Raw genomic sequence first — 24,820 nt, forward strand, 5'->3', positions numbered from 1 at the left:
TGGATGTCCACAACAGACAACAGCTGTTTGATCTCTCATCACTCCATCGCACCGGGCCGCGTGATTCGTGGCTCCGGTGCATGGCTCAACGCACTTCCTGGGATTCGTGAGCTTGGCTCCAGACCACTTCTTTTGGGTCGAAGCCCAGCGACCCAACCACTGCGCAACGAACTCAAGCTCAGCCTGGCGTCAGCTGGACTTGAGGTCACACCAACCGGCCTGAATCACGACTGCTGCGAAGAAGATTTGCGTCGTCTCGAAGCAGCGTTCACAGTTCACCGCAGTGATGCCGTGATCGCCGCAGGCGGAGGCAAGGTGTTGGATGCTGGCAAGCTCCTCGCCGATCGTCTTAATCTGCCTTGCATAACCGTGCCACTGAGTGCTTCCACCTGTGCCGGCTGGACTGCGCTTTCCAATCTCTACAGCCCTGAAGGGGCCTTTCTTGGTGATCAGGCCTTGAAACGCTGTCCTGATCTTTTGGTGTTCGACCACGATCTGCTTCGCCAAGCACCACCCCGCACCCTCGCCAGTGGCATCGCTGATGCCCTGGCCAAGTGGTACGAAGCCTCTGTCAGCAGCGGCGCAAGCCACGATGGACTCATTCAGCAAGCTGTCCAGATGGCGCGGGTCCTGCGGGATCAGCTTCTGATTGACAGTGTGGATGCCATGCAGTCCCCCGGCGGAGATGCCTGGGTGCGGGTGATTGAAGCCTGCGGGCTGACAGCCGGCGTGATCGGAGGACTGGGGGGGGCACGTTGCCGCACGGTTGCAGCCCATGCTGTCCACAACGGGCTCACCCAACTGCAAGCTTGCCACGGATCCCTCCACGGCGAAAAGGTGGGCTTCGGAGTGCTGGTTCAGTTGCGACTCGAAGAACGCTTGGGTGGCAATCGCTTGGCAGCACAAGCCCATCGCCAGTTGCTACCCCTGCTCAGCCAACTCGGACTACCGGTGAGCCTCGACGATCTCGGTCTCTCCGATGTCAGCTTGAGTGACCTTCAGCAGGTTTGTGAGTTTGCCTGCCGTGAAGGATCAGATCTTCACCATCTTCCCTTCTCCGTTACGCCGGGAGCGCTTCTAGAAGCTCTTGTGGGAGCAGCCGAACCCAGCGTTCAACGCCCTTGAAAACCCAACTCGAGGCCATCCGCTCCAATCTGTTGGACCCCCAGGCCGTGACGCTGCTCGACCAGCTGCAGTGGTGGGACCTCCCTGAACTGGGGATCGATTCTCCCTTTCCGGTTGCCGTTCTCGGCCAAGGGCAGCCCCTCTTGCTGCTCCATGGATTCGATAGCAGTTTTCTGGAGTACAGACGGCTCGCAGCACTGCTTTGCAGTCGGTTCCAGTTGTTCATCCCCGACCTGTTTGGTTTCGGTTTCAGCCCAAGACCACGCACGGCTCACTACGGCAGAGAACCGGTTCTGCTCCATCTGGAGAGTGTTCTTCAACGGATCCCCGGCAACCGTCCGATCGGTGTCGTCGGCGCATCGATGGGAGGGGCTGTCGCGGTGGAAATCGCCCGTCGCCAACCAGATCGGATCAACACATTGCTGCTGCTGGCACCGGCTGGACTGACAGGGCGTCCAATGCCTGTCCCACCCCCACTGGATCGACTCGGTGCCTGGTTTCTCAGCCGCCCGGGCGTGCGCCGTGGTCTCTGCCGACAGGCGTTTGCCGATCCGGACAGTGATGTCGGTCCTGCGGAAGAGCAAATTGCGTCTCTCCATCTTCAATGTCCAGGCTGGAGCGAAGCGCTGGCGGCCTTTGCCCGCAACGGTGGCTTCTCAGGCAGCGGTCACCCGCTCCCGCAACAGCCCATGCACGTGCTTTGGGGAAACAACGACAGGATTCTGAGGGCAGGACAAAAACAAGCTTTAAGCGCCCTGCTGGAGCATCCAGTGGAAGGCCTCGATGCCTGTGGTCATCTCCCGCACATTGATCGACCTCAGGACGTCTCGGAACGATGCAACACTGTGTTCCTGCCTGGTTGATCGATGTCCAGCACCAGTTCAGGCCCGGTTTTACAGCTGCTGGCCAGCGGTCTACAGCGGTGGATCCGAGCCCAGTGCGACTCCGTTGAGGACTTGAATCTCTCACTGCAGGGATCCGCCTTCGCGTTATTAAAAGGCCGCCTCAAGGGTGTGACGTTGCAGGCCAAACGTGTTCAGTTCCAGCAACTGCCTCTGGTCAGGGCAGACCTTCAATCGAGCGAGCTGAAGGCTTCGCTGCGGCCGGGTCAGCCCAATCAACCGGTGCAATTGGAAGAACCCTTCTTGATATCAGGAGAAGTGGTGCTCTCGGGTGTCGAACTCAACCAAGCCCTCGCCAGCGATCGCTGGCGCTGGTTGGGCGACCTGCTTTCGGAACAATTGATGGGACTGACTCCCCTGAGATCTCTCACCATTGACAACGACATCCTCAAGCTGACGGCTGAAGTGATCACGGGGAAAGACCCCGTACACCGCAGTTTCCGCCTGAACGCCGAACAGGGAACAATCCGCGTTGATCACTGTGACGCTGAAGGCGGCATGCTGATTCCCATGGATCCTGCGATCCAGATCGAGGAAGCCCGTCTCCAAGCCGGTCAGCTGCTGCTGAAGGGAACGGCCAGCGTTCAGCCCTAGGAGAGCACCGGCAACACCAGGGTGACGGCATAAAAAACAACGGCAGGAGTGAACAGATAGCTGTCAATGCGATCCAGGATTCCGCCATGGCCTGGCAAGGCATCGCCGGAATCCTTCAAGCCTGCATCCCGCTTCATCATCGATTCGGTGAGATCACCCACGAGGGCGAAAAGAGCGACAAGAGCGCCGAGACATCCCCCCGTGAACCACCCCAGAGGCCACATCAACAGCGCACCGGTACAGGCCCCGATCAAGATGGCAGAGGCCAGACCGCCATAGGCACCCTCAATGGTCTTGGCCGGTGAAATCGGCGAGAGAGGACGGGATCCCAAGCGACGGCCGATGGCATAGGAACCGATGTCGCTGGCCACCACCATCAGACAAGCCGCAAAGGTGATCAGCAAACCGGAGCTGATCCAGGATCCATCAAGGGACTGGAGGATCGGCGCAGCATCTGGGGTCACGAGGTTGCGCAGACGCAACCAGTGACTGGGCAGAAACCCGAGGTAGAACAATCCGAAGATCGATGCGGCGATATCGGCGATTGATCCTGTGATGGGCTGGAGAATCAACCAACCGCAGATCGCAGCACCTGAGAGGGGCAAAACGGCATCAGCGAGATGAGAGGCCAGTCCGCCGTTCACAGACCACTGGGTGCTGACGAGCAGGAGCTGGCAGGCCACCAGAGTCGTTTTCGTGGCTGGACGCATGCCCTTGAACTGGGCCATCCGAAAGAATTCCAGCAGGGCGAGATGCACGATCACGCCAAGGGCGATGGTGAACCACCAACCGCCCAAACCAACGACCACAACCCCGAACACGCCAGCCAGAAGACCACTGCTGAGACGCTTGCGATCGACGCCACTGCGCCTGAGCATCGCCTCGCTGGTTTTGCCGTCAGCAACCACCCGTTGGATCCCGCGGCCTGTCAGGCCAGAACCTTCACCATACCCGGCACCTGCTCAGGCCAGCGCCGGTGCTGCAGTTGCAGCCACTGCACCCTGAGGTGATCAATACGCTCTCCAGGCACCAATAAGGGAATCCCAGGGGGGTAGGGACAAATCATCTCCGCTGCGATCCGATCAGCACACTGATGCAATGGAAGCTCAAGACTGGGCCGATGGGCGACAGACGAAGGAGATAACTCCGCAACCTGTACCGAATCAAGGGGAGGCGCCGCAACGGCAGCGAGGGATGGCCTGCCCTGCTCCTTGATGAAGAGCGGCCAGAGATGCCGAAGCCGCGCTGCAAGCCCGCGATGCCTGGCAAACCCCAGGCAAAGGGTCAGGCAAAGGGGCTCCGGCAGCTCAGCAATCACCCCACGGTTCATGAACCAGGTGTCCGCCTCCAAGCCACTCACCCCAACGGCGGCTGTATTCAAAATCAGCCGTAGGGGGTCATCGCTTTCATGCAGCGGCACGCCATGGCGATCAAGACATTCATGCAGCCTGCGGGCTTGCTCCAGCCTTCGCTGCAGAATCCTGATCCATTGGGTTGAAAGCATCCAATCCAGGGTTGCTTCACAGGACGCCAGCAACAGGGCACTGGGACTGCTGCTCTGCAGACGCTGGAGGGACAGACGCACCGATGTTGAGGAGATGCGCGTCGACCGCTGCCAGAGCACTGCGGTCTGAGCCAGCCCAGGCGCTGATTTATGCAATGAATGCACCACAAGATCAGCCCCGGTGGTCAGGGAAGACGGGGGCAATCCCATCCCCGGGGCAAAGGCGAGATGGCTGCCATGGGCTTCATCCACCAACACGGGCAATCCACGCGCATGCAGCCGGTCCACCAGAGGAGCGATCTCTGCGGCGTACCCGTGATACGTGGGATGAACCAGCACGGCTGCAGCGAGGCGACAGCAAAGATCGGGCAGGGCCTCGAGGGAGCGGCTCAGACCATCGGCCGTCATGGCCCCGGGGTGGCCCCGGTCCTCATCGAACGGAACCGGCAGGAACACCGGCAGCATTCCTCCTAGTTCACATGCGCCGATCAGGCTGCGGTGCGCATTGCGAGGCAGCAGAACAGCCTCGCCAGGAGCGGCCATCGCCAACAGTGCTGCCTGCAGAAGACCTGTGGCCCCGTTCACACCAAACCAACAGCAATCCACACCCATGCGGGCAGCAAAGAGAGCCTGGCTCTCTGCGACAGCCCCATCGACGTCCAGAGGTCCTCCGATTTCCGGCAGTTCAGGCAGATCCCAGCAACCAGGCTGCCGATGCAACAAGTCTTTGAGCCGCGGAGGCAAGGCTTCACCCCGGCCATGCACGGGAAGATGCAGAGCGAATCGCGGATTTGAATCGAACAGGATCCTCAGCAGTGACATCAGCACAAAATCGAGAAGACCGCAGACACCCGCTCGAACTGCGGCTAGAAGCTGAATCGTGACATCAACCCTGTCCGCCCCATGGCGCAATACCGGTACGCAAAGGCCTTAGCCGGAAGCTGTGCCATCGGCATCGGCCTGGGGGTAGTGCGATTTGACTTCGCGATCGTTGGGCGTCTGATGATCGAAAGCGGACTCTTCAGCGCGTCATCGATCGGAGAGCTCTCCTCGCTGAATCTGGCCGGATACATCCTCGGCTGCCTGCATCATTCCCAGTTGCGCATCCTGCGGGACCGTCGCGTCACTCTCTGGATCGCCCTGCTCACCGTCCCGATCTCACTTTTTGCAGAGGGGCTGAGTAGCACCCTGGCGATGCATGCCTTCTGGAGAATTCTGGCCGGCTGGGCTTCAGGGCATCTCATGAGCGGGATCCCCCACTTAGCGACCCTTGGCTGTGCAGATGGTCAGCGACGACGGGCGAGTGCGCTGGTGATGGCAGGAGCAGGGATCGGTGCACTGCTTGGAGCACTGAGTGTGGGCAGCCTGCCGATGGAAACGGTAGAACTTGCTTGGGTGGTGCTGGGAACGGTGGCTGCGTTCCTGGCGATTCCGGTGGGCTGGTTGCTGCTGGTCGGGTTCCGAGACGAAGTAAGGCACGATCCCGAGGCACCGTTGGCCCGGGGGGAAGACCCCAAGATCCCTTCATCGTCACTGCTGCCCCTGGCAGCGTTGACGCTGGGCTACCTGCTGCTCGGGGCGGGACAGACGCCAGTCGCGCTCTACGAACCCCTGCTTGTGAGTGAGCGCTTAGGGGCTTCACCCATGATGAGCAGCACATCGCTGGCCGTGTTTGGTGCTGGCTGCACAACTGGATCCTTGCTAGCGAGCACATTTCCGCGGCGCTGGCCCACCGTGGTGTTACTGCCGGTGGTGGCCTGCCTAGGTCTCTTGGGCAACATTCTGTTCCTGACTGGGAGCAACGCCTCTGTTCTGGCTGCAGCCACGTTCTGCGTGGGTGCCTGGATCTGGCTCACGGCCAGCCTCACCTTCGACCGTCTCAGTCAGCTGGTTGATCCCAGCGAACTAAGACCGACCTGGTCGTTGATCACCATGATTCTCGGGATCGGTTTCGCTCTTTTTGCCTTCACCACATCACCTCTCGTCTCCCATCACATCGACTCACTGATTTTGATCGGCGTCGTTGTTGTGGTTGTCCAGGTGATGGCTGAATTGGTCCAGTGGTTCGGCGATCGCGGGCTTGGGCGCCCTGTTTAAGCGAACTCTCTAAGATTTCATGAAGGTGTTGAGATCTGAGCGTGGAGTCTGTGCGGTACAACCCTGGCCGAGATGCCCGTTGGCTGCTGCTGCGCCCATGGATCTCCGTACCCCGTGTTTTCGAAATTGTCTGGGCGTTATCCGGGCTGGTGCTGAGCTTGCTGATCCGTGGCAACAGCAGTGATCCCAAGGTTCAGAAAAATCTGGCGCGCATGCTCCTGCGCACACTCACGAATCTTGGCCCTTGCTTCATCAAGGTGGGGCAGGCCCTGTCCACCCGCCCCGATTTGATTCGACGGGACTGGCTCGATGAACTCACGAAACTTCAGGACGACCTGCCTGCGTTCAGCCATGCAATAGCCCTGAAAACAATCGAAGCCGAGCTGGGGTCACCGGCCGATCAACTCTTTGAAGAGTTTCCCGACTGTCCTGTTGCTGCCGCCAGCCTGGGCCAGGTGTACAAAGCCAGGGCTCATGGTCAGCACTGGGTTGCCGTCAAGGTGCAGCGCCCCAATCTGGTGTTCATCCTCCGGCGCGACATGGTGCTGATCCGGAGCCTGGGCGTGCTTGCAGCCCCGTTCCTACCGCTGAACCTTGGCTTCGGCCTTGGAGAGATCATCGATGAATTCGGCCGCAGCCTGTTTGAAGAAATTGATTACTTCTGCGAAGCCGACAATGCCGAGCGTTTCGCAACCTTGTTTGACGACAACCCTGCTGTCACGATCCCGACAGTGGAACGTTCGTTATCGAGCAGGCGAGTCCTGACCACCAGCTGGATTCATGGAACCAAACTTCGCGATCGACAGGAACTCAAATCCCAACGACTGGATCCGACCGCTCTGATCCGAACCGGCGTGATCAGTGGCTTGCAACAACTCCTTGAATTCGGATATTTCCACGCCGACCCCCACCCAGGCAATCTGTTCGCACTCAGCGGCCGCAGCGGTGACCTCGGGCATGTGGCCTACGTCGATTTCGGCATGATGGATTCCATCAGCGACAGCGACCGTCTCACCCTGACTGGCGCCGTTGTGCACCTCATCAACCGTGACTTCGAGGCTGTCGCACGCGATTTTCAGGAGCTTGGTTTTCTCTCGAGTAACGCCGACCTTGCTCCGATCATTCCGGCGCTTGAGGATGTTTTGGGAGGAAGCCTCGGTGATTCTGTGGGGTCATTCAATTTCAAAGCGATCACTGATCGCTTTTCAGAATTGATGTACGACTATCCCTTCCGAGTCCCAGCCCGTTTTGCCCTGATCATCCGGGCGGTAGTGAGCCAGGAGGGCTTGGCCCTGCGCCTCGACCCACAGTTCAAGATCATTGCCGTGGCCTATCCCTACGTGGCCAAGCGATTGCTTGCTGGCGACACCCGTGAAATGAGGGAGAAACTGATGGAAGTGATTTTCGACGGCGATGGCAGCTTGAGGCTTGAACGACTTGAAAGCCTTCTGGACGTTGTGGGTAAAGAGCCGACGCAAGTCGGAACAGAGTTGATTCCAGTGGCAGGGGCAGGCCTGAAGTTGCTGCTGGGACGCGATGGAGGCGACCTGCGCCGAAGGCTTCTGCTCACCCTGATCAAGGACGATCGACTGGACACAACAGATTTGAAAAATCTCACCGATCTCATGCGCAGAACCTTTGGACCGGCCCGCCTCGCCCAAGGCATGCTCCAGAGTCTCAATCCGCTCGCGGCCTGAGCTTGCCTCAGACCCTCCGGGCCCAGGTTCCAGCGGTGATAATGCCAACTTGATTCAGACGTACGGCCTCTCATGTCGATCGCACCAGACTTCGCACCGATCGATCTTGACCAAGCCGACCTTGATTTTCTTTCAGGAGCATTCGGTGATCTCAGCGCTGATGAGATTCTTCTGGAGTTCGCCCCGCTCCAGCAGCCTCCATACCTCGTTGCCGGCCTCGGGTTAGCCATCGGTGTGCTCTGCGGGCTCACCTTCGCCAGGCTTGTTCAGAATCGTCTGGACGGCTGGAAAAATGACCGGTTGGCGATGCTCCCCTTGGGAAACGCTGAAACCAGTATCAGCTTTGCGGGAACACTGATCGGAATCAGCCTGTTCATCGGCGGATCACTGCAGGTGTTCGGCTTTGCATCCGGTGCGGCTTATCTGATTGCCTTCTTGCTCTCGGTTCTTACCGGTGGTGCGCTCTGGGTGCAGCTGGAAAGCCTGATGACCCAGGTGGAAAGCGGGAATTTCAAAGCTGTCGACTTCGACAACTTCGACGAATTCTTCTGATCGATAGTGTTCAGGCAGCCACGGTGTAGTCCTTGAGCTCAAGCGGATCCTGACGCAGCGATTCAAGGCCTTCACGCTCGAGTCGGCGGGTGCGATCGCGACTCATCTTGAGCGTTTTTGCAATACCAGTGAGGCTCATCGGCTCCTCGCCGTCCATCCCGTAACGCATCCGCAGCACACGCTCCTGCAATTCCGGCAGCTGGCCCAGCAGATCACGCAGATCGCCCTTCAGGCACTCCCCTTCCACCTGCTCACTCGGCAGCTCGCCATCACCTGCCAGTAAATCCAGCAGCTCCGTGTCATCACCATCCCCAACCTTCATCTCCAGGCTCACCGGTTGACGGGCGCGGCACATCAGTTCCTTCACCTCATCCTCCGGCAGCTCCACAAATGCCGCCAGCTCCGTGACTGATGGCGTCCGGCCCAGGTCCTGGCTCAGTTCGCGCTGCCCCTTCTTCAGTTTGTTCAGCATCTCGGTGATGTGGATCGGCAGCCGGATCGTGCGGCTCTTCTCCGCAATCGCCCGTGTGATTCCCTGGCGAATCCACCAGTACGCATACGTACTGAACTTGTAGCCCCGCGTTGGGTCGAACTTCTCCACACCACGCACCAAACCGATCGTTCCCTCCTGGATCAGATCCAGCAGCTCCATGTTCCGCTTGGTGTATTTCTTGGCCACGCTCACCACCAAACGCAGATTCGCCGCCACCATCCGCTCTTTGGCGCGGCGGCCCGCCTGCAACTTGCGCTTCAGTTGCACAGCACTCAATCCAGCTGCCTTCGCCAGCTCGGCTGCAGGCACGGCTTCTCCACCACGCTTCTCCTGCAGCTCCGCTTCTGTCGCCTCCAGCTCCATCAGCTCCTGCACCTGACGGCCCAGGGTGATCTCCTGCTGATGGCTCAGCAACGGCACACGGCCGATGTCGCGCAGATAGGAACGCACCAGGTCTGCGTCTGGGAGCAGGGCCAAGGGCGCCATCAGTTACGAAACCAGAATGTTTCTTAACCTAACACCAAAGAACGTGGTTTCAAAGCCAAAAAGGCGGATCCGTGGCCAGAATGGCTTCAACGAAATGTTTTCTCGTGGTTGCTTCCGCAACGAGCACAGTGGGCACTGCAAAACTGCTCGTTGTTGAAGACGATGATTCGATCAGAGAAACCGTGGAGGAAGCCCTTCGTGCTGAAGGCTTCGATGTGAAGTCATGCGGCAATGGGGCCGACGCCATGGCTCTCCTCAACGAACCAGACACCAAAGGTGTGGATCTGCTTGTGCTCGACCTGATGCTTCCAGGCCTTGGCGGGCTCGATCTCTGCCGACAACTTCGCAAACTCAATAACCACACCCCCGTTTTGGTCATCAGTGCGCGGGACAGTGAAACCGACAGGGTGCTCGGCCTTGAAGTGGGCGCTGACGACTACCTTGTTAAGCCCTTCGGCCTGCGAGAACTGGTCGCACGCTGTCGGGCCTTGCTGCGGCGCTCCCAACAGATCGCATCCGTCCCGAATGAGGATCGCCAGGTTGTTCAGAGTGGCAATCTCTGTCTTTACGCCCAGGAGTGCCGCGTCACCCGCGACGGTGAGGACCTCACGCTTTCACCGAAGGAGTACAAAATCCTCGAACTGCTGATCCGCAATCCCAAGAGGGTCTGGAGCAGAGACCAGCTGCTGGAAAGAATCTGGGGGATCGATTTTGTCGGAGACACCAAAACCGTTGATGTCCACATCCGCTGGTTGAGAGAAAAAATTGAGGAGGAGCCTTCCTCTCCTCAACACATCCGCACCGTTAGGGGATTCGGCTACCGCTTCGGCTAACCATCGTGAGCGCAGGAACTGGAGTTGTCCTCGGACTCATCATCGGAAGTGCTGGAGGTTGGCTTCTCGCCAGCAGACAACGAGGCTCAGCAGCGAGAGGCTCCAAAGCGCATCTGACGCCATCGGTGCTGTCAGGTCATGCGCTGACCACACCCCAATTGCTGGCCTGGATCGATGCGGCCACCCAGGGATGGTTGATCCTCACGCCTGATCTGACGATCGGATACATCAATTCCCGGGCTGAACGCTTACTGCAGTTCTCCAGCAATCTGCTGGTCCGCGGCCAGGCACTCGAGGAGGTGCTCTCAGTGCCTGAGCTGGAAGAGGCGATCATCAGTGTGCGCCATCAACAGCGACCGCAACGCTGCGAGTGGGAACAGCAGAGAATTCCGCTCGAAGCGATCGTGCTGCCGGGTTCGGATGAATGGCTGCTGGTCCTGCTTCAGAACAGGCAGTCCCTGGAAGCCCAGCAGCAGCAGCAGGAGCGATGGGTCAGCGACGTCGCCCACGAACTCAAAACCCCCCTGACGGCATTGATGCTGGTGAGTGACCGGCTCGAGGGAGCAGTCAGCGAAGACGATGGCGTTCTGGTGGAACGCCTGCAAAGAGAACTCCGCCGTTTGCAGTTAATGGTGGAAGATCTTCTGGAGCTTTCTCGCCTTGAGAACATCCTTCCTCGGGATCAAGTTGATTATTCGGCCCTGAATCTGGAGCATCTTGTTGAAGGAGCCTGGAACAGTATTCGTCCTCTGGCTGATCAAAGGGAAGTGTCTCTATCGATCAACACCGATGAGCCTGGGCTGCTTCTGGGCGATCAACGCCGACTGCATCGAGCCGTTCTCAATCTCCTCGACAACGCACTGCGTTACTCACCCGATCGCGGCTCCGTGGAAGTGGATATTGTTCCCAGCGGCGGATGGTGGTTGCTCTCTGTCAGAGATCACGGGCCAGGGCTGAGCGAAAGCGATCTCAGCAATATGTTTCAGCGTTTTTATCGGGGCGATCCCTCCAGGGCCCGATCCAACCGCAGTGGCAGTGGTCTCGGCCTGGCCATCGTTCAACAGATCGCGGTGAACCATGGCGGCCGCGTCCAGGCCAGAAATCATCCTGACGGGGGGACATCCATGGAACTTCTGCTACCGAAAAGACAGGCATGAGCGGAGCGCAACGGTGACGCGCCAACGACTGCAGAAACTGATCGCTTCTGCAGGGGTCTGCTCCCGACGCAAGGCCGAGGATTTGTTGCGACAACATCGGGTCCGAGTGAATGGGCAGCTGGCAACCATCGGAGACCAGGCCGATCTGAACCTTGACACCATTGAGGTGGACGGCCGCCCGCTTCAGAAAGCCCCCCCAGCCCGGGTGCTTTTGTTGAACAAACCAGCGGGAGTGATCAGCAGCTGCCGGGACCCACAGGGACGTCGAACAGTCCTCGAGCTCGTGCCAGCGGATCTGAGAGAGGGCCTTCATCCCGTAGGCCGGCTGGATGCAGAAAGCCGAGGCGCCCTGCTTCTGAGCAACCAGGGGGAGCTCACGTTGAAACTGACCCATCCCCGGTACAACCACCACAAGACCTACCGGGTCACGGTGGCTGGCTTGCCCGATGCCGAGCAGCTCAATCAATGGAGACGCGGAGTCGTTCTCGACGGGACGGTCACGCGCCCTGCCGAGGTGAAACTTTTGAAAGGGACTCCCCAAACCAGTGTGCTGAAGGTCATCCTGCGGGAAGGACGCAACCGCCAGATCCGCAGAATCGCGCTCGCTCTGGGCCATCGCGTCCTCGATCTCCAGCGCATCGCCATCGGTGATCTCACCCTCGGTTCGATGCGGGAAGGCTGCTGGAGAGAACTTTCCAGGCAAGAATGGTCAGGTTTGATCAGCACCGAGGCCGATCGGTCATAACCCAGATATGGCTTTGATCAAACGCTTTCTCCCATGGCGACGCCGCCAATCCAGCAAGGACGCAATCGATCGTTCGAATGCGACCAGTCATGCAGACCCCGCTGAAGCCGCCGGGCAACTTTTGCGACAACAGCGCGAGCAACGTGGCCTGAGCTTGCGGGACCTGTCCAGACAAGTGCGCATCACCACTCCTGTGCTGGAAGCGCTGGAGCGGAACTGGCCAGAGCGCCTGCCGGAGGCTGCCTATCTGGTGGCGATGTTGCATCGCTTGGAAGAGAGTCTCGAACTTGAGCCAGGCAGTCTCAGTGGAGCCCTGCCGGAACAGGCGCTTCAATTTCAGGGTTCTCCACAAACACGGCGCACTCGCTTCACCGTTGGCAGCATCGACATCTTCACCACCTGGCAGGGGAGTGTTCTCTACGGGGTGGTGATCGTTGGATCGCTATTGGCCCTCAATCACCAACAACGTCAGTTGGCCATCAACAACGCGATCACACTCACGCCCGTTCCCCTGGATCTCACGAGCGAGTCCGAGGCTTTACTGCAAGGGCTTCGCCCTCTCCAGGATCTGCGCAATGCGAGCCCTGCTGAGGCGATTCCCGATCTGTCGGCTCCCCAACCTCTACCGGGGGTCCTGGAAATCAAACTCAATCAGCCAAGCCGTGTTGATCTGAGCAGCAAAGGAGGGGATCGCACCAAGCTGCAAGGCGTGATCGGTACATTCACGCTCCAGCTCCTGCCGCCTGTGCAGATCACGATCCAGCCAGCTCCGCAAGCAGGATCCGTCCTCTGGGATGGTGCCGCTCAGAAGTCTGTGAAAGACAAACCTGGGCTCTACCGCCTGGACCAGACCTCGGCACGCAATCCATAGCCCTCCAGTGCACCTTCGAGAGCTGCATCAAAGGCTGGCAATCTCCACATCCAGTTTCCGCCCACCGTGCCCGGTGTGTTGAAACGGGCCGAATCATCCAAATGAAGAAGATCCTGCACAGGGGCCACCACCAACGCAGCAGATGTGGAGAGGCCCAGTTCAAGCAGTTGCCATCCGGGGGCCTCAACGGTGCGCCCAAGCGTGGCGGTGAACTGGTCCCTTGATGACTGATCCAGATGCTCCCACCAACCCAGGCTCGTGGGATTGTCGTGGGTTCCGGTGTAAACCACCCAGCCTTTGCCCTTGATGTTGCCTGGGAGGTAAGGATTGTCTGCATTCCCGTCAAAAGCGAACTGCAGAACCTTCATGCCGGGGAGATGGAAACGATCACGAAGTCGCTCCACATCAGGAGTGATCACGCCCAGATCCTCGGCCACGATGGGCAGGTATCCACCGGCATCACGCCTCAGAGAGGCCAGAAGTGCGCCACCGGGGGAGCGTTTCCAGCGGCCGTTGATGGCCGTGTCATCGTCGCCGGGTACCGACCAGTAAGCGGCCAGGGCACGGAAATGGTCAAGACGCAGCCTGTCGGCGAGGTCCCATTGACGCCTTAAGCGATCACGCCACCAGCGGAATCCTGTCTGACGATGCCGGCCCCAGGTGTAAACGGGTGTTCCCCAGAGCTGGCCGGTGGCAGAGAAGTAATCCGGAGGAACACCACTCTGCTGATGGAGACGTCCATCAGCCGCGATCGAAAACAGCGAGCGGTTACTCCAGACATCGGCGCTGTCGCGGGCGACATAGAAAGGAAGATCACCGAGGATTTCCACGCCAAGGTCGCTCGCCAGGGCACGGAGCTGGCGCCACTGACGATCGAGATGCCACTGAAGAAGATCCTGCTCAAGCAGGTCTTTCTGATGAGTGCAACGCCATTGCTCCAATGCCGTATCGCGGTGGACCGCCAACTCGTGTGGCCAGGCCCACCACGGCAAACCTGCACGTTCACGACGCAGCACCATGAAGGCGGAGTGATCACGGAGCCAACGCGCCTGATCGACACACCACCGCTGAAAGGCCTGGTGGCGATCGGCAGACTGCTCTGACCAACGGAGACGCAGTGATCTGGCCAGCGCGTTGGCCCGTTGATCAGCTAAGGCGAAATCAAGGCGATCGCCACCCTCTCCGTCTGCCGCAGTCCCCTGGGGAAGGGCCAACACATCATCGGGGGCGATGAACCCCTCGTCGCTCAGATCCTGGGCATCGAGCAACCAGGGATTGATGGCGAAACTGGATGGTGAGCTGTAGGGAGAACCCGTGCCGTCCGGTGGGGCCAGCGGCAGTACTTGCCACACCCTGATGCCCTGGCGAGCGAGCGCATGAAGCCAACCGCGAGCCGCAGCACCAAAACTGCCGCACACCGGTGATCCAGGAAGAGCGGTGGGGTGCAGGAGCACACCAACCCTGCGACTCGATGCGGTCCCTCTTGGATGGGGCATAGACGCGATGAATCAGCGGGCGGGCAAGCGATAGCGCTCAACGATGCGTCGCGCAAAGGCGGGCAGATGGCGCTCCACCACCTCAGGATGATGCCGCCGGAGCCAGAGCGCATTTCTGGTGAAGTGGGAATCGATGGAGAAGCGGCCGTATTCCAGCCCTTTCGGCCCGACCCGCTGCACGATCCAGCCCACAACCTCCGCAAGCCACATGGGCAGTCGCAGGGCCTTGTCATAGGCGTCGATGCCCTGCTGCACAGCCTGGCGGCGATCACCTCGGCTCGACACCGGCGCCTGATCGAGTTCCGCTTCCACCAGCTTGAGCAATTCTTCCCCTCGTGAATTACGCACAACCAACCACTGGCGTCCGAATTCAGCCCCCATGTAGCCAACGACTAGGTCAGCACCGGCATTGACGTAGTCGAAGCAACTCAGACAGCTTGGTGCGAAGACGTCCTTGAGAGCGGGCGTGTCGAGACCGAAGAAGGGGACCGTCTCCACATGACCATCGCTGTGCCGGAAATGAATCCTGAAATCCTGCATGAATTCGTAGTGCACCACCGTGTGCGGTGAAGCACTGGCGCTCTCCAAAAAGGTCTGAAGCCCCTCGCGGGAGACATTGTCCACACAGGGAAGACCCAGCACGTACAGCGCCTCAAGCGGGAGGGTGTTCTGCACGGCACGCAGCGCCTGAACCTGGCAACCCACACCGATCGCAAGGAGGCGTTTGATCCCACTGCCTGGCAATTGCTCAAGAACCGAGAGGTTGTTGGACAGGGTGGGCTTATTGACCCTTGCCGCAAGAACCTCCTCCGGAGTGCGTGCCAGAACGGGCATCGGCGTGAAGCGATCGTCAGGGCTCTGCTGAACGCAGAGCACAGCATCAACGAGACCGGTCTCCAACGCGCGGACTCCCAGACGACTAACAATCCCGGTCCACTGGGCTCCATCGATCGGTGTCTGCAAACGCGCAGTGAGCATCCGCTGCTGCACACCGAAATACAATTCATTCTCTTGATCGAGATTGCGGACACGGCCGTGGGCCTTGCGTTCCATGCCATCGAAGTCCTGATGAAGGAAGGCACAGGCCTGGCGGACATAAGCAACCCAGCGCGAATCACAGAGTCCGCAATCACTGCAGAGGTCCTTGGCAGGACGGATCCGATCGCGGGGAATCGGCCGCGCCTGGTCGTGGGGAAGCGGTGAAGCGGGGGAAGACGTCACAGACAGCTCAAGCCTGGAGAGAGGTCAACGCTAATCAGTGAGAGTTGAGCAAGACTGGTATGCCAAAAGCAAGCACAGCGCGTCATGGAGGGTTCGGCACCGGCAGGAGACGCGGCACAGAAACGTGTGAAGCGATGGCTGGGGACGAAACCAAGCCGAACTGTGCTGAGAATTGCCGCTGCAGTGATTGGTGCAGGACTGATTGGAGGAGGGCTCGCCCTGATCTGGCCAAAACCTGATCCGATTGCCGCTGCTCCACCTTCCCCGGATGACCCTGCCAGCCTGGCCCCCCTCCCGGAGCGGTCGGTCATGGTGCTGCTGGTTGGCCTTGATTCGGAAGCCATCAACGATCCATCAAACCGTGCAGCCCCCAAAGGACCGGCCAACGCAGACAGCCTGATGCTGATCCTTGTCACAGCTGGAGAAGCGCTGCAAGTGCTTCAGGTGCCAACGGAGCTGGCCGTGCAACTGCCTGGCCGCGAAGAGGTGCAGCCCCTCGCCAGGGCCTATCGGAAGGGGGGGGTTGCACTCACCGCCGACGTCATCGCCGAAGTCGTGGGACTCCCTGCGGGCGAACCCGATCGTTACCTGGTGATGCCCCGTCAGGCCCTGCGAGCCCTTGTGGACCGCCTCGGTGAAGTGGAGGTGAGCCTCAACCAGTCGTACAACCGCCAGGACAAAGCGCAGAACTACACCGTCAATCTGCAGGCCGGTCGCCAGACGCTCAATGGCCGTCAAGCTGAACAACTGGCAAGACACCGCTCCAATCCCAATGACGATGGCGCTCGCAGAGCCCGCCAACAGCGCCTGGTGCGCGGTATCCACGATCAGCTCAGGCAACCCAATGCCATCGCCCTGCTCCCGGATGTGATCGGCGAGGTTTCAGCGCAGGTCTCAACCGATCTCACCCCCTCCGAAATGCTCAGCCTTGCGGCAGCGGCCCTAAGCAGCACCGAGCCCCCTGTGATCAGCCAGCTGACACTGGCAGCACGGGCCGGCCAGCAGCAACTTCGCGAGCTCAAGCCCGATCAGGCCCTTCCTCTCTGGCCACCTGAGCCCAACGCGACCGCAGGCAACTGATCAGACCGCAGAGATCATCATCGGTTCCTTGAAGACATCCACACCAGGGAAGGCCATCGGCCCTGCGGGCGGAACGGCTCCAGGATCCGCCCAGTTGCACGAGACCAAGCAGCTCGACCTGAAGCGATCGGGCCAGGGCCACCGACGCCGGAACGATGCCGGCGAAACGTCCGTCCTTCCGTGGCTCCGCCAGCATCAGAACAGGAACATGCCAGCAGGCGAGAGCCTCAAGCCAGCTGCCTTCCCCGCACTCATCCACGGCGACATCACCACTCACCCGCAGGAGCGTGGGCTCCAATGATCCGCCTGAAGATCGGCTGGTGATTTGTTGCAGACAGGGGTGGGGTGCGGCTCCCGAGGCCTGTTCGATCAGGGTGGCTCCAAACGCTTCCGCCAGACTGCGGGACGCGGAGGCCATAGACCCTTCACCAAGCCTTCCGGCTCCGATCACCACGAGAAGGTTGTTCGCCATGGCGGCACCTTAGAAGCCGTGGATGGGTGGAAGAGGTGTGGTTGGGGTGTCCCATGCACCACTACCATCGGAATACCAAGTTTCTCGTTCGCGGGCATCGTGACCGGATTCCTGACTGCAGCCCGCGCCGAACAGGAGAAGATCCAGCACGACACGCGGCGACTCCGCCTGTTCAGCGGCACGTCGAATCCCGCTTTGGCTCGGGAAATCGCAGCGTATTTGGGTGTCCCCGACGGTCCGAGGGTCTGCAAACGCTTTGCCGACGGTGAGCTCTACGTGCAGATCCAGGAATCCATCCGAGGCTGCGATGTCTTCCTGATCCAGCCCACCTGTGCTCCGGTGAATGATCACTTGATGGAGCTGTTGATCATGGTCGACGCCTGTCGTCGTGCTTCAGCGAGGCAGATCACTGCAGTCGTCCCTTATTACGGTTACGCACGGGCGGATCGGAAGACCGCAGGTCGGGAATCCATCACGGCCAAGCTCACAGCCAATCTCCTGGTCAAGTCAGGAGTGGACAGGGTGCTGGCCATGGATCTTCATTCCGCGCAGATCCAGGGTTACTTCGACATTCCCTGCGATCACATTTACGGCTCCCCAGTGCTCGTGGATTACCTCTCCGCCCAGGAGCTCGGCGAGGTGGTGGTTGTTTCACCGGATGTCGGTGGTGTGGCACGGGCGAGAGCCTTTGCCAAGCAAATGAACGATGCTCCGCTGGCCATCATCGACAAACGACGCACGGGTCACAACATGGCCGAGAGCCTCACGGTGATCGGGGATGTAAACCAACGCACCGCAATCCTCATCGACGACATGATCGACACCGGTGGCACCATTTGCGCCGGTGCCAGGTTGTTGCGTCAACAGGGGGCCAGCCGAGTGATCGCCTGCGCGACCCATGCCGTGTTCTCGCCGCCAGCGTCCGAGCGCTTGGCAACGGATGGACTGTTTGAGCAGGTTGTGGTGACCAACAGCATTCCGATCCCATCGGATCGCATGTTCCCCCAACTCCAGGTGCTGTCGGTCGCCAACATGCTCGGAGAAGCGATCTGGCGCATTCATGAGGAGAGTTCCGTCAGCTCGATGTTCCGCTGAACTCGGGTTGTGATGCTTTCACCACGAACTTTTCGTCGAAGCAGCGCTGGTGCCATCGCTGCGATGGCCATGGTCATGACCACGACGGGCGCTCAGGCCGGACTCCCCTCCGTTCAGCCGAAACGCACCCTGGGTGTCTGGCTCACCAACAGCCCAAGCCCTCTGTACTACGACCGAACAAGGCTGTTAAAGGCGATGGACGAACTGCAGCAGGCAGGATTCACAGCTTTGTATCCGAATGTGTGGAGCCGAGGCACCACCTTTCATCGCAGTCGGTTCGCACCGGTGGAACCAGCCCTCCGCAAGGCGGGACTCAATCTTGACCCGATCTGCACCATCAGCAAGGAAGGCCGCAAACGCGGCATGAAGGTGATTCCGTGGTTTGAATATGGCCTGATGGAGCCTGCGAGTGCCGCGGTGGTGGCGCAGCATCCCGAGTGGGTGTTGACACGCCGGAACGGCAATCCCGTGATGACCATGCACGGGAAAGAGATGGTTTGGCTCAACCCAGCCCACCCTGAAGTGCGCGAGCGGTTCATCGGTCTTGTGGTGGAAGTGATGAAGCGCTGCAAGATGGATGGACTGCAGCTCGATGATCATTTCGCCTGGCCAGTGGAACTGGGCTATGACTCCTACACATCGGCGCTTTACCAGCAAGACACCGGGGTTCGACCGCCGAAAGACCACACCAATCGCTATTGGATGGCCTGGCGACGGCGTCAGCTGACTGGACTACTGCGCGAGCTACGCCAGCGCTTGGATGACGAATCGCTTCCACAGAGAATCAGCCTCTCACCAGGCCCCTTTCGATTTGCCTACAACCATTGGCTTCAGGACTGGGAGCTCTGGGCGGTTGGCGAGTTGATCGATGATCTCGTCGTTCAGAATTACGCTTACTCCCTCAAAGGTTTCGCCAAAGATCTCAATCAGCCGGCGCTGCGCAAAGCCCGGCAATGGGGAATGCCGGTGCAGATTGGCATCCTCGCGGGGTTTGGAAAACGCACCACACCGATTCCTGTGCTGGCTGAGAAACAACGGCTCAGCAACCAACAAGGCTACGGAGTGATCTACTTCTACTGGGAAGGTCTCTGGGGAAAATACAGCGGAAAAGAAGGGCCGGCCTTCCGCTTTGATGCTTTTCAAAGCCTCGGTGCTCAGGATTGAACGCCGAGGCTTTGGCCTTCTCAGGCCTGCATCAGCGTGACCACTTCACGGGTATTGGTCGAGAGATCAGCCTCCGCCAGCACAGCCAAGGCTCGTTGAACAGCAGCTTTGCGCTCTTGTCCGTAGGTATGCCAACGGCTGAAGACCTTGGCCAGCCTTGAGGCTGTAATCGGATTCCTGCCGTCCACCGCGATGATCTGGTGAGCCATGAATAGGTAGCCGCTGCCATCCAGCGCGTGAAACACGCTGGGATTGCCAACAAGCCCACCCAGCACGGCCCGCACGGAGTTGGGAGCCATCGGATCGAATCGAGGGTGCTGCAGAAGAGCCTCAACGCGCGCAAGTGCATCCGATCGAGGAGTGGATGCTTCCAACGCAAACCAGGTATCGAAGATCACTGGGCGGTCCTGCCAGCGGTCATGAAACACCTGGAGCGCTTGCAGACGCTGGGCACAGTCGATCGGCTGAAGGGCTCGCAGGGCTGCACGGGCGAGGGTCATCGATGGGCCGCTCACAGCCGCCAGCGCAGCATCGCGCACCCCTTCGTCGCCAGACGCCGCCAGCCAGCTCCAGATCAGGGCTGTGAGCTGACGCTCACCCTGCCCCGCAGGCCATTGCGCTTGCAGAGATTCCGCACTGGACGCCAGTCGCTGCCGCAGCGCGTCGGCGAGTCGGGATCCGAACAGTTCGCGCAGCGCACAGGCGGCCTGAAACAGAGCCGGTGGATCGGCCTCATCCTGCAAGGCCTCCAACTCAGCCAATCCGGGGAAGGCCAACAGTGTGGCGAGAACGGCGGGATCCTTTTCCCCAGCAGGCGACAGCAGCTGGCTGAGTGCGTCCAGCATCCGCTCCTCCAGATGTGAATCGTCACCACCTGATGCCCGAGCCAGCAGGAGACGCTTCCAGATCTGCTGCCCCGCATCCCAGCGGGCAAACGCATCGGTGTCCCCTGCAAACAAAGCAAACAGGTCATCGTCGGCCTGATCAGCCGTCCAGGTCACCGGAGCTGAAAACTGCCGAAACAGCGAGAGCACTGGGGGACGGGGCGTGCTGGCCAATCCCTCGAGAACGACGGTCTGTTGGTCTTGATCAAGAACAAGCAAGCGCTCATCACCAGCGACACCATCAGCGTTCAGAACAGTCCAGAGAACAGGAATGACGACTGGCAGCTTGTCTGGTTGCCCGGGGGTAGGCGCCGTGGACTGGCGAAACTTGAGCGTCAACCGCCCTTCCGTTGGCTCCCAGTGCCGATCAACGGTCACATGAGGAGTGCCGGCCTGGTGATACCAACGCTTGAACTGCTCAGGCTGAAAATTGAGAGGAGTTCCTTCCTCAGTCGCGCCCTCAACAATCGCTGCTAAAAAATCCTCTGTTGTGGCGGCGTCTCCGTCGTGGCGTTGGAAATACAGACGCATCCCCCGCATGAAGCGCTCATTCCCCAGAAGGGTGCGCAGCATGCGGATCAATTCAGCGCCCTTTTCGTAGATCGTCGTTGTATAGAAGTTATCGATGGCCTGGTACGCATCAGGCTTCACTGGGTGCGCTGTGGGTCCAGCATCCTCGCGAAACTGGGTGTTGCGCAGCATCGCGGCATCCTCAATGCGTTTAAGCGCTGAGGAATGCAGATCAGCGGTGAAGCACTGGTCGCGGAACACGGTGAGACCTTCCTTCAGCGACAGTTGAAACCAGTCGCGACAAGTGATCCGATTCCCCGACCAATTGTGGAAATATTCGTGAGCGACAACGCTCTCGATGCGTTCCAGTTCTCCATCAGTGGCCGTTTCTGCGTCAGCGAGAACCAGCTTCGAATTGAAAATATTCAGACTCTTGTTCTCCATGGCGCCCATGTTGAAGTGGCGCACCGCAACCGTATTGAACTCATCCAGGTCGTACTCGAGACCGTAAACCCGTTCATCCCAAGCCATGGATCGCTTGAGCGACTGCATGGCATGGGCGGTGTAGGGCTCATCCCCCGCTTCCACATGCAGCCGCAAAGTCACGCGACGGCCTGATGAAGTGGTGAAGTGATCTCTGATTTCCTTCAAGTCTCCAGCCACTAGGGCAAAGAGATAGGACGGCTTCGGGAACGGGTCTTCCCACACCACCGCATGACGCGATGGGAACGTGGGCATTGGCCCGGCTTCGACAGCATTGCCGTTGGAGAGAAGAACTGGAAAACGCTCACGATCCGCCTCAATGCGCACTCGGAAGCGACTGAGAACATCCGGACGATCGGGATGAAAGGCGATGCGCCGGAATCCCTCGGCTTCGCATTGTGTGGTGAGCATGCCCCCACTGGCATAAAGCCCTTCAAGCGAACCGTTAGCTGCCGGATCGAGCTTGCACACCGTCGTCACGGTGAAGGGTTGATTCGGCGTTGCCTGAATCTGGAGTGTGTCACCGCTCAAGCTGTAGGCGTCAGCATCGAGGGCATGGCCATCAAGAGCCACCGAGAGTAAATCAAGATCAACGCCCTGGAGACGCAGGGGTTCGGGGGATTGCAGGACCGGCTCAAGATGGAGGTCAGCCGTGACCAGAACGTCGTGCTCCTGAATCACGACGTTGAGCTCAGTTTTCGGAATCCTGAAGGGAAACGGCCGGTAATCCTCAAGACGAACGGTGGACTGAGGGGAGGGACTGCTGACCATGAACGTCTCACGCTGAACAGATCCTGACTCCCCCATCACGGTGCTGACGAGGGTGAAAACCTCACCCCCGAATCCGTTGATTACTGACCGCCCGCCTGTTGCTTCTTCAGCGCTTCCTCCACTTTGGTCTTGACATCGGCAGGCACTTTGTCTGGGCAGAACTGAAGTGCCCCAGTGATGATTTGAAACTCCGCGCCCGCAAACAGCTGTTCATTGCTGAGCTTCTTGTTGCCGGTGGATGCCACAAGACCACCATGGCGGCCGTTCAGCAGCTGCACATAGGTCGCTGCAGCGATACCAACAGCCTTCGGGAACTCAACGCCAGCGGTTCTGGCGTTGCAGACGTAGGAGGAGCCCATACCGCGGTAGAGAAAAATGTCGCTATCGGAGGCAGGCTTCGACTGGGGCTTGGCTGCACCCTGGGCCAAAACAGCAGGACCCACCAAAGCAAGAGACAATATGGCCAGAGGAGCGGCCATCACGGAACGGAATTGAAGGAGTGAAGCCAAGAATCCTGACCAATTAACGCAGCCATGCTGCACCATTCCTAAGGATTCGCACCACTGGGTGAGGCACTGAAGCTGAACCGTCCCTTTCATTAGCCGGGAATCGGTGCGGACGCATCTTCCACACGCGTTTCATGGTGATGTTCCACGATTTCCAAATCTCCCTTCTGCCAGCTGTAGATCGCTCTTGAGCGGAAACGATCCTGATCAATCAAGCGCGTGTACTCCTGCACGTCCCAGTCGAGATAATGGGACTCGAAGACAACCTCATGTTCGTCAACCTGACGGATACGCGTTTTGGATTCCACCTCTTCGAGATAGGCACGGCTTCGCTGCAGCTGATGGCCCAGCAGGGTGGCCTCCATGACCCCCTCCTGCTGATAACGAGGTTTTTTTTCGAAGAAGTCGGTGTCGTGTTCAGGCCACCAACTCATGCGGTAACGCGGTTTGCCGACGCGGGATTCCGCAAAGATCTCCACTCGAATCATCATGTCGAGGAACAACACTTCCTCGTTCTTGAAAACGTACTGACGCCGGGAGCGCCAAAGTCCCAAATTGCGCGCAAACCAACGACGCAGGTTGCCGTCGAGGGGAACACGCGGAGAGGCGGGGGAATCCCCTTCTGGCGGCTGTGCGCCGCGACGTTCGACAGGCAGAAGGGGCATGCTGTGTCCTGGGTGACAACAGTCTGTACAAAAAAGTCTTAGCGGTTCTGCCGCTCTTTGCAAAAACCCATAAGGTGAAGCTCAACTTTGGGAGCCTCACCTGGTGGTCGGGATGGATCCCACACCACGACAGCAACTGGGCCTTCTTCTTGTTGCTGGTCGTCACCACCTTTCGAGCGGTGATCTGCGCTCCCTGATCCAGTTTCTGGAGAATGAGGACTGCGGTTTCGACGTCACGCTTCAGGTTGCTGATCCTCTGCAGCAGCCTGAATTGCTGGAGCTTCACCGATTGGTTGTGACACCAGCGCTGGTGAAACTTCAGCCGGTTCCGAAGCAAGTGTTTGCCGGCAGCAGCATTTTTCAGCAGCTGAGGGGATGGCTACCGCGCTGGCAGCAGGACGAAGTCGTCAGTGGGCTCGGGCTTAGCCTCAAGCCAACGGAGCTGGATGGCAGTCGCACACAGCGAGAGCTCCAATTGGAAGATCAACTTCTTGTTCTACGTCAGGAAAATGAAACGCTGATCGACCGCCTGCAATCCCAGGAACGCTTGCTTCGCATGGTGGCCCATGAACTGCGAACGCCACTCACCGCGGCCACCCTCGCGCTGCAGAGTCAACAACGGGGGCAAATCGATCTCAATCGCTTCAGGGATGTTCTGAAACGGCGCCTCGAGGAGATCGCTTTGCTGTCGAAAGATCTGCTGGAGGTCGGAAGCACCCGCTGGGAAGCCTTGTTCAACCCTCAGAGGCTTGACCTTGCCAGCGTGGCAGCTGAGGCGATTCTGGAGCTGGAGAAGCTTTGGTTCGGCAGGAATGTGACCATTCACACCGACATCCCAGCAGACCTTCCCCTGGCCTACGCCGACCAGCGGCGCATGCGCCAAGTGCTTCTGAATCTCCTGGAAAACGCCCTGAAATACACCCAGGACGGCGGAACGATTGCTGTCAGCATGATGCACCGCACCAGTCAGTGGATCCAGGTCAGCGTCAGCGACAGTGGTCCAGGCATTCCAGAACAGGAGCAGCAACGCATTTTTCTCGACAGGGTCCGCCTTCCGCAGACCTCCGGGGGAACATCGGGGTTCGGGGTCGGGCTATCGGTGTGCAGGCGCATCGTGGAGGTGCATGGCGGACGCATCTGGGTGATCTCCGAACCGGGTAAGGGTGCATGCTTCACCTTCACTGTTCCTGTCTGGCAAGGACAGGGTCAGGAGAAGATGTCCACAGTCTTGACGGAGGGTCAGTTGGCCCCGTAATTTCATTTGGTGATCGGGAGCACACCCAAAGATCACGGCCTCGCCCCCATCGTCTAGAGGCCTAGGACACCTCCCTTTCACGGAGGCGACAGGGGTTCGAATCCCCTTGGGGGTATCAATGAATGAGTTTGTTATTTAACTCAATTAAGGGATTGATTGAAA

General features: G+C 59.4%; 23 protein-coding genes and 1 tRNA gene. 15 read left to right on the top strand and 9 right to left on the bottom strand.

Going from position 1 to position 24,820, the window contains the following annotated elements:
- Window positions 1-3: 3 nt before the first annotated feature.
- From SynMEDNS5_RS07635 to SynMEDNS5_RS07645, 3 genes are read left to right on the top strand one after another with little or no spacing between them, the layout of a single operon-like run.
- Complete coding sequence (locus tag SynMEDNS5_RS07635) at window positions 4-1,125, top strand: iron-containing alcohol dehydrogenase family protein (RefSeq protein WP_186582838.1); 1,122 nt, start codon at window positions 4-6, stop codon at window positions 1,123-1,125.
- The gene (locus SynMEDNS5_RS07640) at window positions 1,122-1,988 is read left to right on the top strand and encodes an alpha/beta fold hydrolase (RefSeq protein WP_186582839.1); all 867 of its coding nucleotides are present in this window, start codon (window positions 1,122-1,124) and stop codon (window positions 1,986-1,988) included. Before SynMEDNS5_RS07635 ends, SynMEDNS5_RS07640 begins: the two co-directional genes overlap by 4 nt.
- A gap of 3 nt (window positions 1,989-1,991) precedes the next feature.
- Window positions 1,992-2,621 (top strand): DUF2993 domain-containing protein, encoded by a 630-nt coding sequence (locus SynMEDNS5_RS07645; RefSeq protein ID WP_186582840.1) that lies wholly within the window; start codon window positions 1,992-1,994, stop codon window positions 2,619-2,621.
- Here the strand turns inward: SynMEDNS5_RS07645 and SynMEDNS5_RS07650 are convergent.
- Both SynMEDNS5_RS07650 and SynMEDNS5_RS07655 read right to left on the bottom strand, forming a co-directional pair.
- The gene (locus SynMEDNS5_RS07650; RefSeq protein ID WP_186585905.1) at window positions 2,618-3,499 is read right to left on the bottom strand and encodes a phosphatidate cytidylyltransferase; all 882 of its coding nucleotides are present in this window, start codon (window positions 3,497-3,499) and stop codon (window positions 2,618-2,620) included. The genes SynMEDNS5_RS07645 and SynMEDNS5_RS07650 overlap by 4 nt on opposite strands.
- 50 nt (window positions 3,500-3,549) lie before the next feature.
- The gene (locus SynMEDNS5_RS07655; RefSeq protein ID WP_186582841.1) at window positions 3,550-4,947 is read right to left on the bottom strand and encodes an aminotransferase class I/II-fold pyridoxal phosphate-dependent enzyme; all 1,398 of its coding nucleotides are present in this window, start codon (window positions 4,945-4,947) and stop codon (window positions 3,550-3,552) included.
- An 81-nt stretch (window positions 4,948-5,028) separates the two neighbouring features.
- On the opposite strand from SynMEDNS5_RS07655, the gene SynMEDNS5_RS07660 reads away from it, so the two are divergent.
- The 3 genes from SynMEDNS5_RS07660 to SynMEDNS5_RS07670 all read left to right on the top strand — a co-directional run bounded on the left by SynMEDNS5_RS07660 (window position 5,029) and on the right by SynMEDNS5_RS07670 (window position 8,471).
- Entirely contained in the window at window positions 5,029-6,222 is a 1,194-nt protein-coding gene (locus SynMEDNS5_RS07660; protein WP_186582842.1) for a YbfB/YjiJ family MFS transporter, read from the top strand.
- Window positions 6,223-6,272: 50 nt separating this feature from the next.
- Window positions 6,273-7,919: an AarF/ABC1/UbiB kinase family protein gene (locus tag SynMEDNS5_RS07665; RefSeq protein ID WP_186585906.1), complete on the top strand. Its 1,647-nt coding sequence runs from the start codon at window positions 6,273-6,275 to the stop codon at window positions 7,917-7,919.
- Between the two features lie 72 nt (window positions 7,920-7,991).
- Entirely contained in the window at window positions 7,992-8,471 is a 480-nt protein-coding gene (locus tag SynMEDNS5_RS07670) for a hypothetical protein (protein WP_186582843.1), read from the top strand.
- A gap of 10 nt (window positions 8,472-8,481) precedes the next feature.
- Here the strand turns inward: SynMEDNS5_RS07670 and SynMEDNS5_RS07675 are convergent, their stop codons facing one another.
- Complete coding sequence (locus SynMEDNS5_RS07675) at window positions 8,482-9,450, bottom strand: RpoD/SigA family RNA polymerase sigma factor (protein WP_186582844.1); 969 nt, start codon at window positions 9,448-9,450, stop codon at window positions 8,482-8,484.
- An 80-nt stretch (window positions 9,451-9,530) separates the two neighbouring features.
- On the opposite strand from SynMEDNS5_RS07675, the gene SynMEDNS5_RS07680 reads away from it, so the two are divergent.
- Genes SynMEDNS5_RS07680 through SynMEDNS5_RS07695 form a run of 4 tightly spaced genes read left to right on the top strand, consistent with a single transcriptional unit; the run spans window position 9,531 to window position 13,056 of the window.
- Entirely contained in the window at window positions 9,531-10,283 is a 753-nt protein-coding gene (locus SynMEDNS5_RS07680; protein WP_186582845.1) for a response regulator transcription factor, read from the top strand.
- A gap of 5 nt (window positions 10,284-10,288) precedes the next feature.
- On the top strand, window positions 10,289-11,440 hold the full coding sequence (locus SynMEDNS5_RS07685; protein WP_186582846.1) for a cell wall metabolism sensor histidine kinase WalK: 1,152 nt from the start codon (window positions 10,289-10,291) through the stop codon (window positions 11,438-11,440).
- 13 nt (window positions 11,441-11,453) lie between these two features.
- Window positions 11,454-12,185, top strand: coding sequence for a pseudouridine synthase (locus tag SynMEDNS5_RS07690; RefSeq protein ID WP_186582847.1), 732 nt, complete (start codon window positions 11,454-11,456; stop codon window positions 12,183-12,185).
- Window positions 12,186-12,192: 7 nt separating this feature from the next.
- Window positions 12,193-13,056 carry a RodZ family helix-turn-helix domain-containing protein gene (locus tag SynMEDNS5_RS07695; RefSeq protein ID WP_186582848.1) on the top strand — a complete coding sequence of 288 codons (864 nt, stop codon included), beginning with the start codon at window positions 12,193-12,195 and terminating at the stop codon, window positions 13,054-13,056.
- On the opposite strand, the gene malQ is transcribed toward SynMEDNS5_RS07695, so the two are convergent.
- Together malQ and SynMEDNS5_RS07705 are read right to left on the bottom strand one after the other, a co-directional pair.
- Complete coding sequence (malQ, locus tag SynMEDNS5_RS07700; RefSeq protein ID WP_186582849.1) at window positions 13,020-14,552, bottom strand: 4-alpha-glucanotransferase; 1,533 nt, start codon at window positions 14,550-14,552, stop codon at window positions 13,020-13,022. The genes SynMEDNS5_RS07695 and malQ overlap by 37 nt on opposite strands.
- 12 nt (window positions 14,553-14,564) lie before the next feature.
- Window positions 14,565-15,773, bottom strand: coding sequence for a Coenzyme F420 hydrogenase/dehydrogenase, beta subunit C-terminal domain (locus tag SynMEDNS5_RS07705; RefSeq protein WP_186582850.1), 1,209 nt, complete (start codon window positions 15,771-15,773; stop codon window positions 14,565-14,567).
- A gap of 84 nt (window positions 15,774-15,857) precedes the next feature.
- On the opposite strand from SynMEDNS5_RS07705, the gene SynMEDNS5_RS07710 reads away from it, so the two are divergent.
- Window positions 15,858-16,853, top strand: a complete 996-nt coding sequence (locus SynMEDNS5_RS07710; protein ID WP_186582851.1) for an LCP family protein — start codon at window positions 15,858-15,860, stop codon at window positions 16,851-16,853.
- Here SynMEDNS5_RS07710 and SynMEDNS5_RS07715 read toward each other — a convergent pair.
- Window positions 16,792-17,325, bottom strand: coding sequence for a hypothetical protein (locus tag SynMEDNS5_RS07715; protein ID WP_186582852.1), 534 nt, complete (start codon window positions 17,323-17,325; stop codon window positions 16,792-16,794). The genes SynMEDNS5_RS07710 and SynMEDNS5_RS07715 overlap by 62 nt on opposite strands.
- Before the next feature lie 99 nt (window positions 17,326-17,424).
- Between SynMEDNS5_RS07715 and SynMEDNS5_RS07720 the strand changes: the two genes are divergently transcribed.
- Window positions 17,425-18,420 (top strand): ribose-phosphate pyrophosphokinase, encoded by a 996-nt coding sequence (locus tag SynMEDNS5_RS07720; protein ID WP_186582853.1) that lies wholly within the window; start codon window positions 17,425-17,427, stop codon window positions 18,418-18,420.
- A gap of 12 nt (window positions 18,421-18,432) precedes the next feature.
- Window positions 18,433-19,584, top strand: coding sequence for a glycoside hydrolase family 10 protein (locus SynMEDNS5_RS07725; protein ID WP_370593513.1), 1,152 nt, complete (start codon window positions 18,433-18,435; stop codon window positions 19,582-19,584).
- Between the two features lie 20 nt (window positions 19,585-19,604).
- Here the strand turns inward: SynMEDNS5_RS07725 and pepN are convergent, their stop codons facing one another.
- From pepN to SynMEDNS5_RS07740, 3 genes are all read right to left on the bottom strand, one after another.
- Complete coding sequence (gene pepN, locus SynMEDNS5_RS07730) at window positions 19,605-22,232, bottom strand: aminopeptidase N (protein ID WP_186582854.1); 2,628 nt, start codon at window positions 22,230-22,232, stop codon at window positions 19,605-19,607.
- An 80-nt stretch (window positions 22,233-22,312) separates the two neighbouring features.
- Window positions 22,313-22,777, bottom strand: a complete 465-nt coding sequence (locus SynMEDNS5_RS07735) for a cAMP phosphodiesterase (RefSeq protein ID WP_186585908.1) — start codon at window positions 22,775-22,777, stop codon at window positions 22,313-22,315.
- A 53-nt stretch (window positions 22,778-22,830) separates the two neighbouring features.
- Window positions 22,831-23,403, bottom strand: a complete 573-nt coding sequence (locus SynMEDNS5_RS07740) for a hypothetical protein (protein WP_186582855.1) — start codon at window positions 23,401-23,403, stop codon at window positions 22,831-22,833.
- A gap of 112 nt (window positions 23,404-23,515) precedes the next feature.
- Between SynMEDNS5_RS07740 and SynMEDNS5_RS07745 the strand changes: the two genes are divergently transcribed.
- Both SynMEDNS5_RS07745 and SynMEDNS5_RS07750 read left to right on the top strand, forming a co-directional pair.
- Entirely contained in the window at window positions 23,516-24,658 is a 1,143-nt protein-coding gene (locus SynMEDNS5_RS07745) for a histidine kinase (protein WP_186582856.1), read from the top strand.
- Window positions 24,659-24,700: 42 nt separating this feature from the next.
- Window positions 24,701-24,773 (top strand) — tRNA-Glu (locus SynMEDNS5_RS07750).
- Window positions 24,774-24,820: the final 47 nt, after the last annotated feature.

The organism is Synechococcus sp. MEDNS5 (assembly GCF_014279875.1).
Taxonomy (GTDB): Bacteria; Cyanobacteriota; Cyanobacteriia; order PCC-6307; family Cyanobiaceae; genus Synechococcus_C.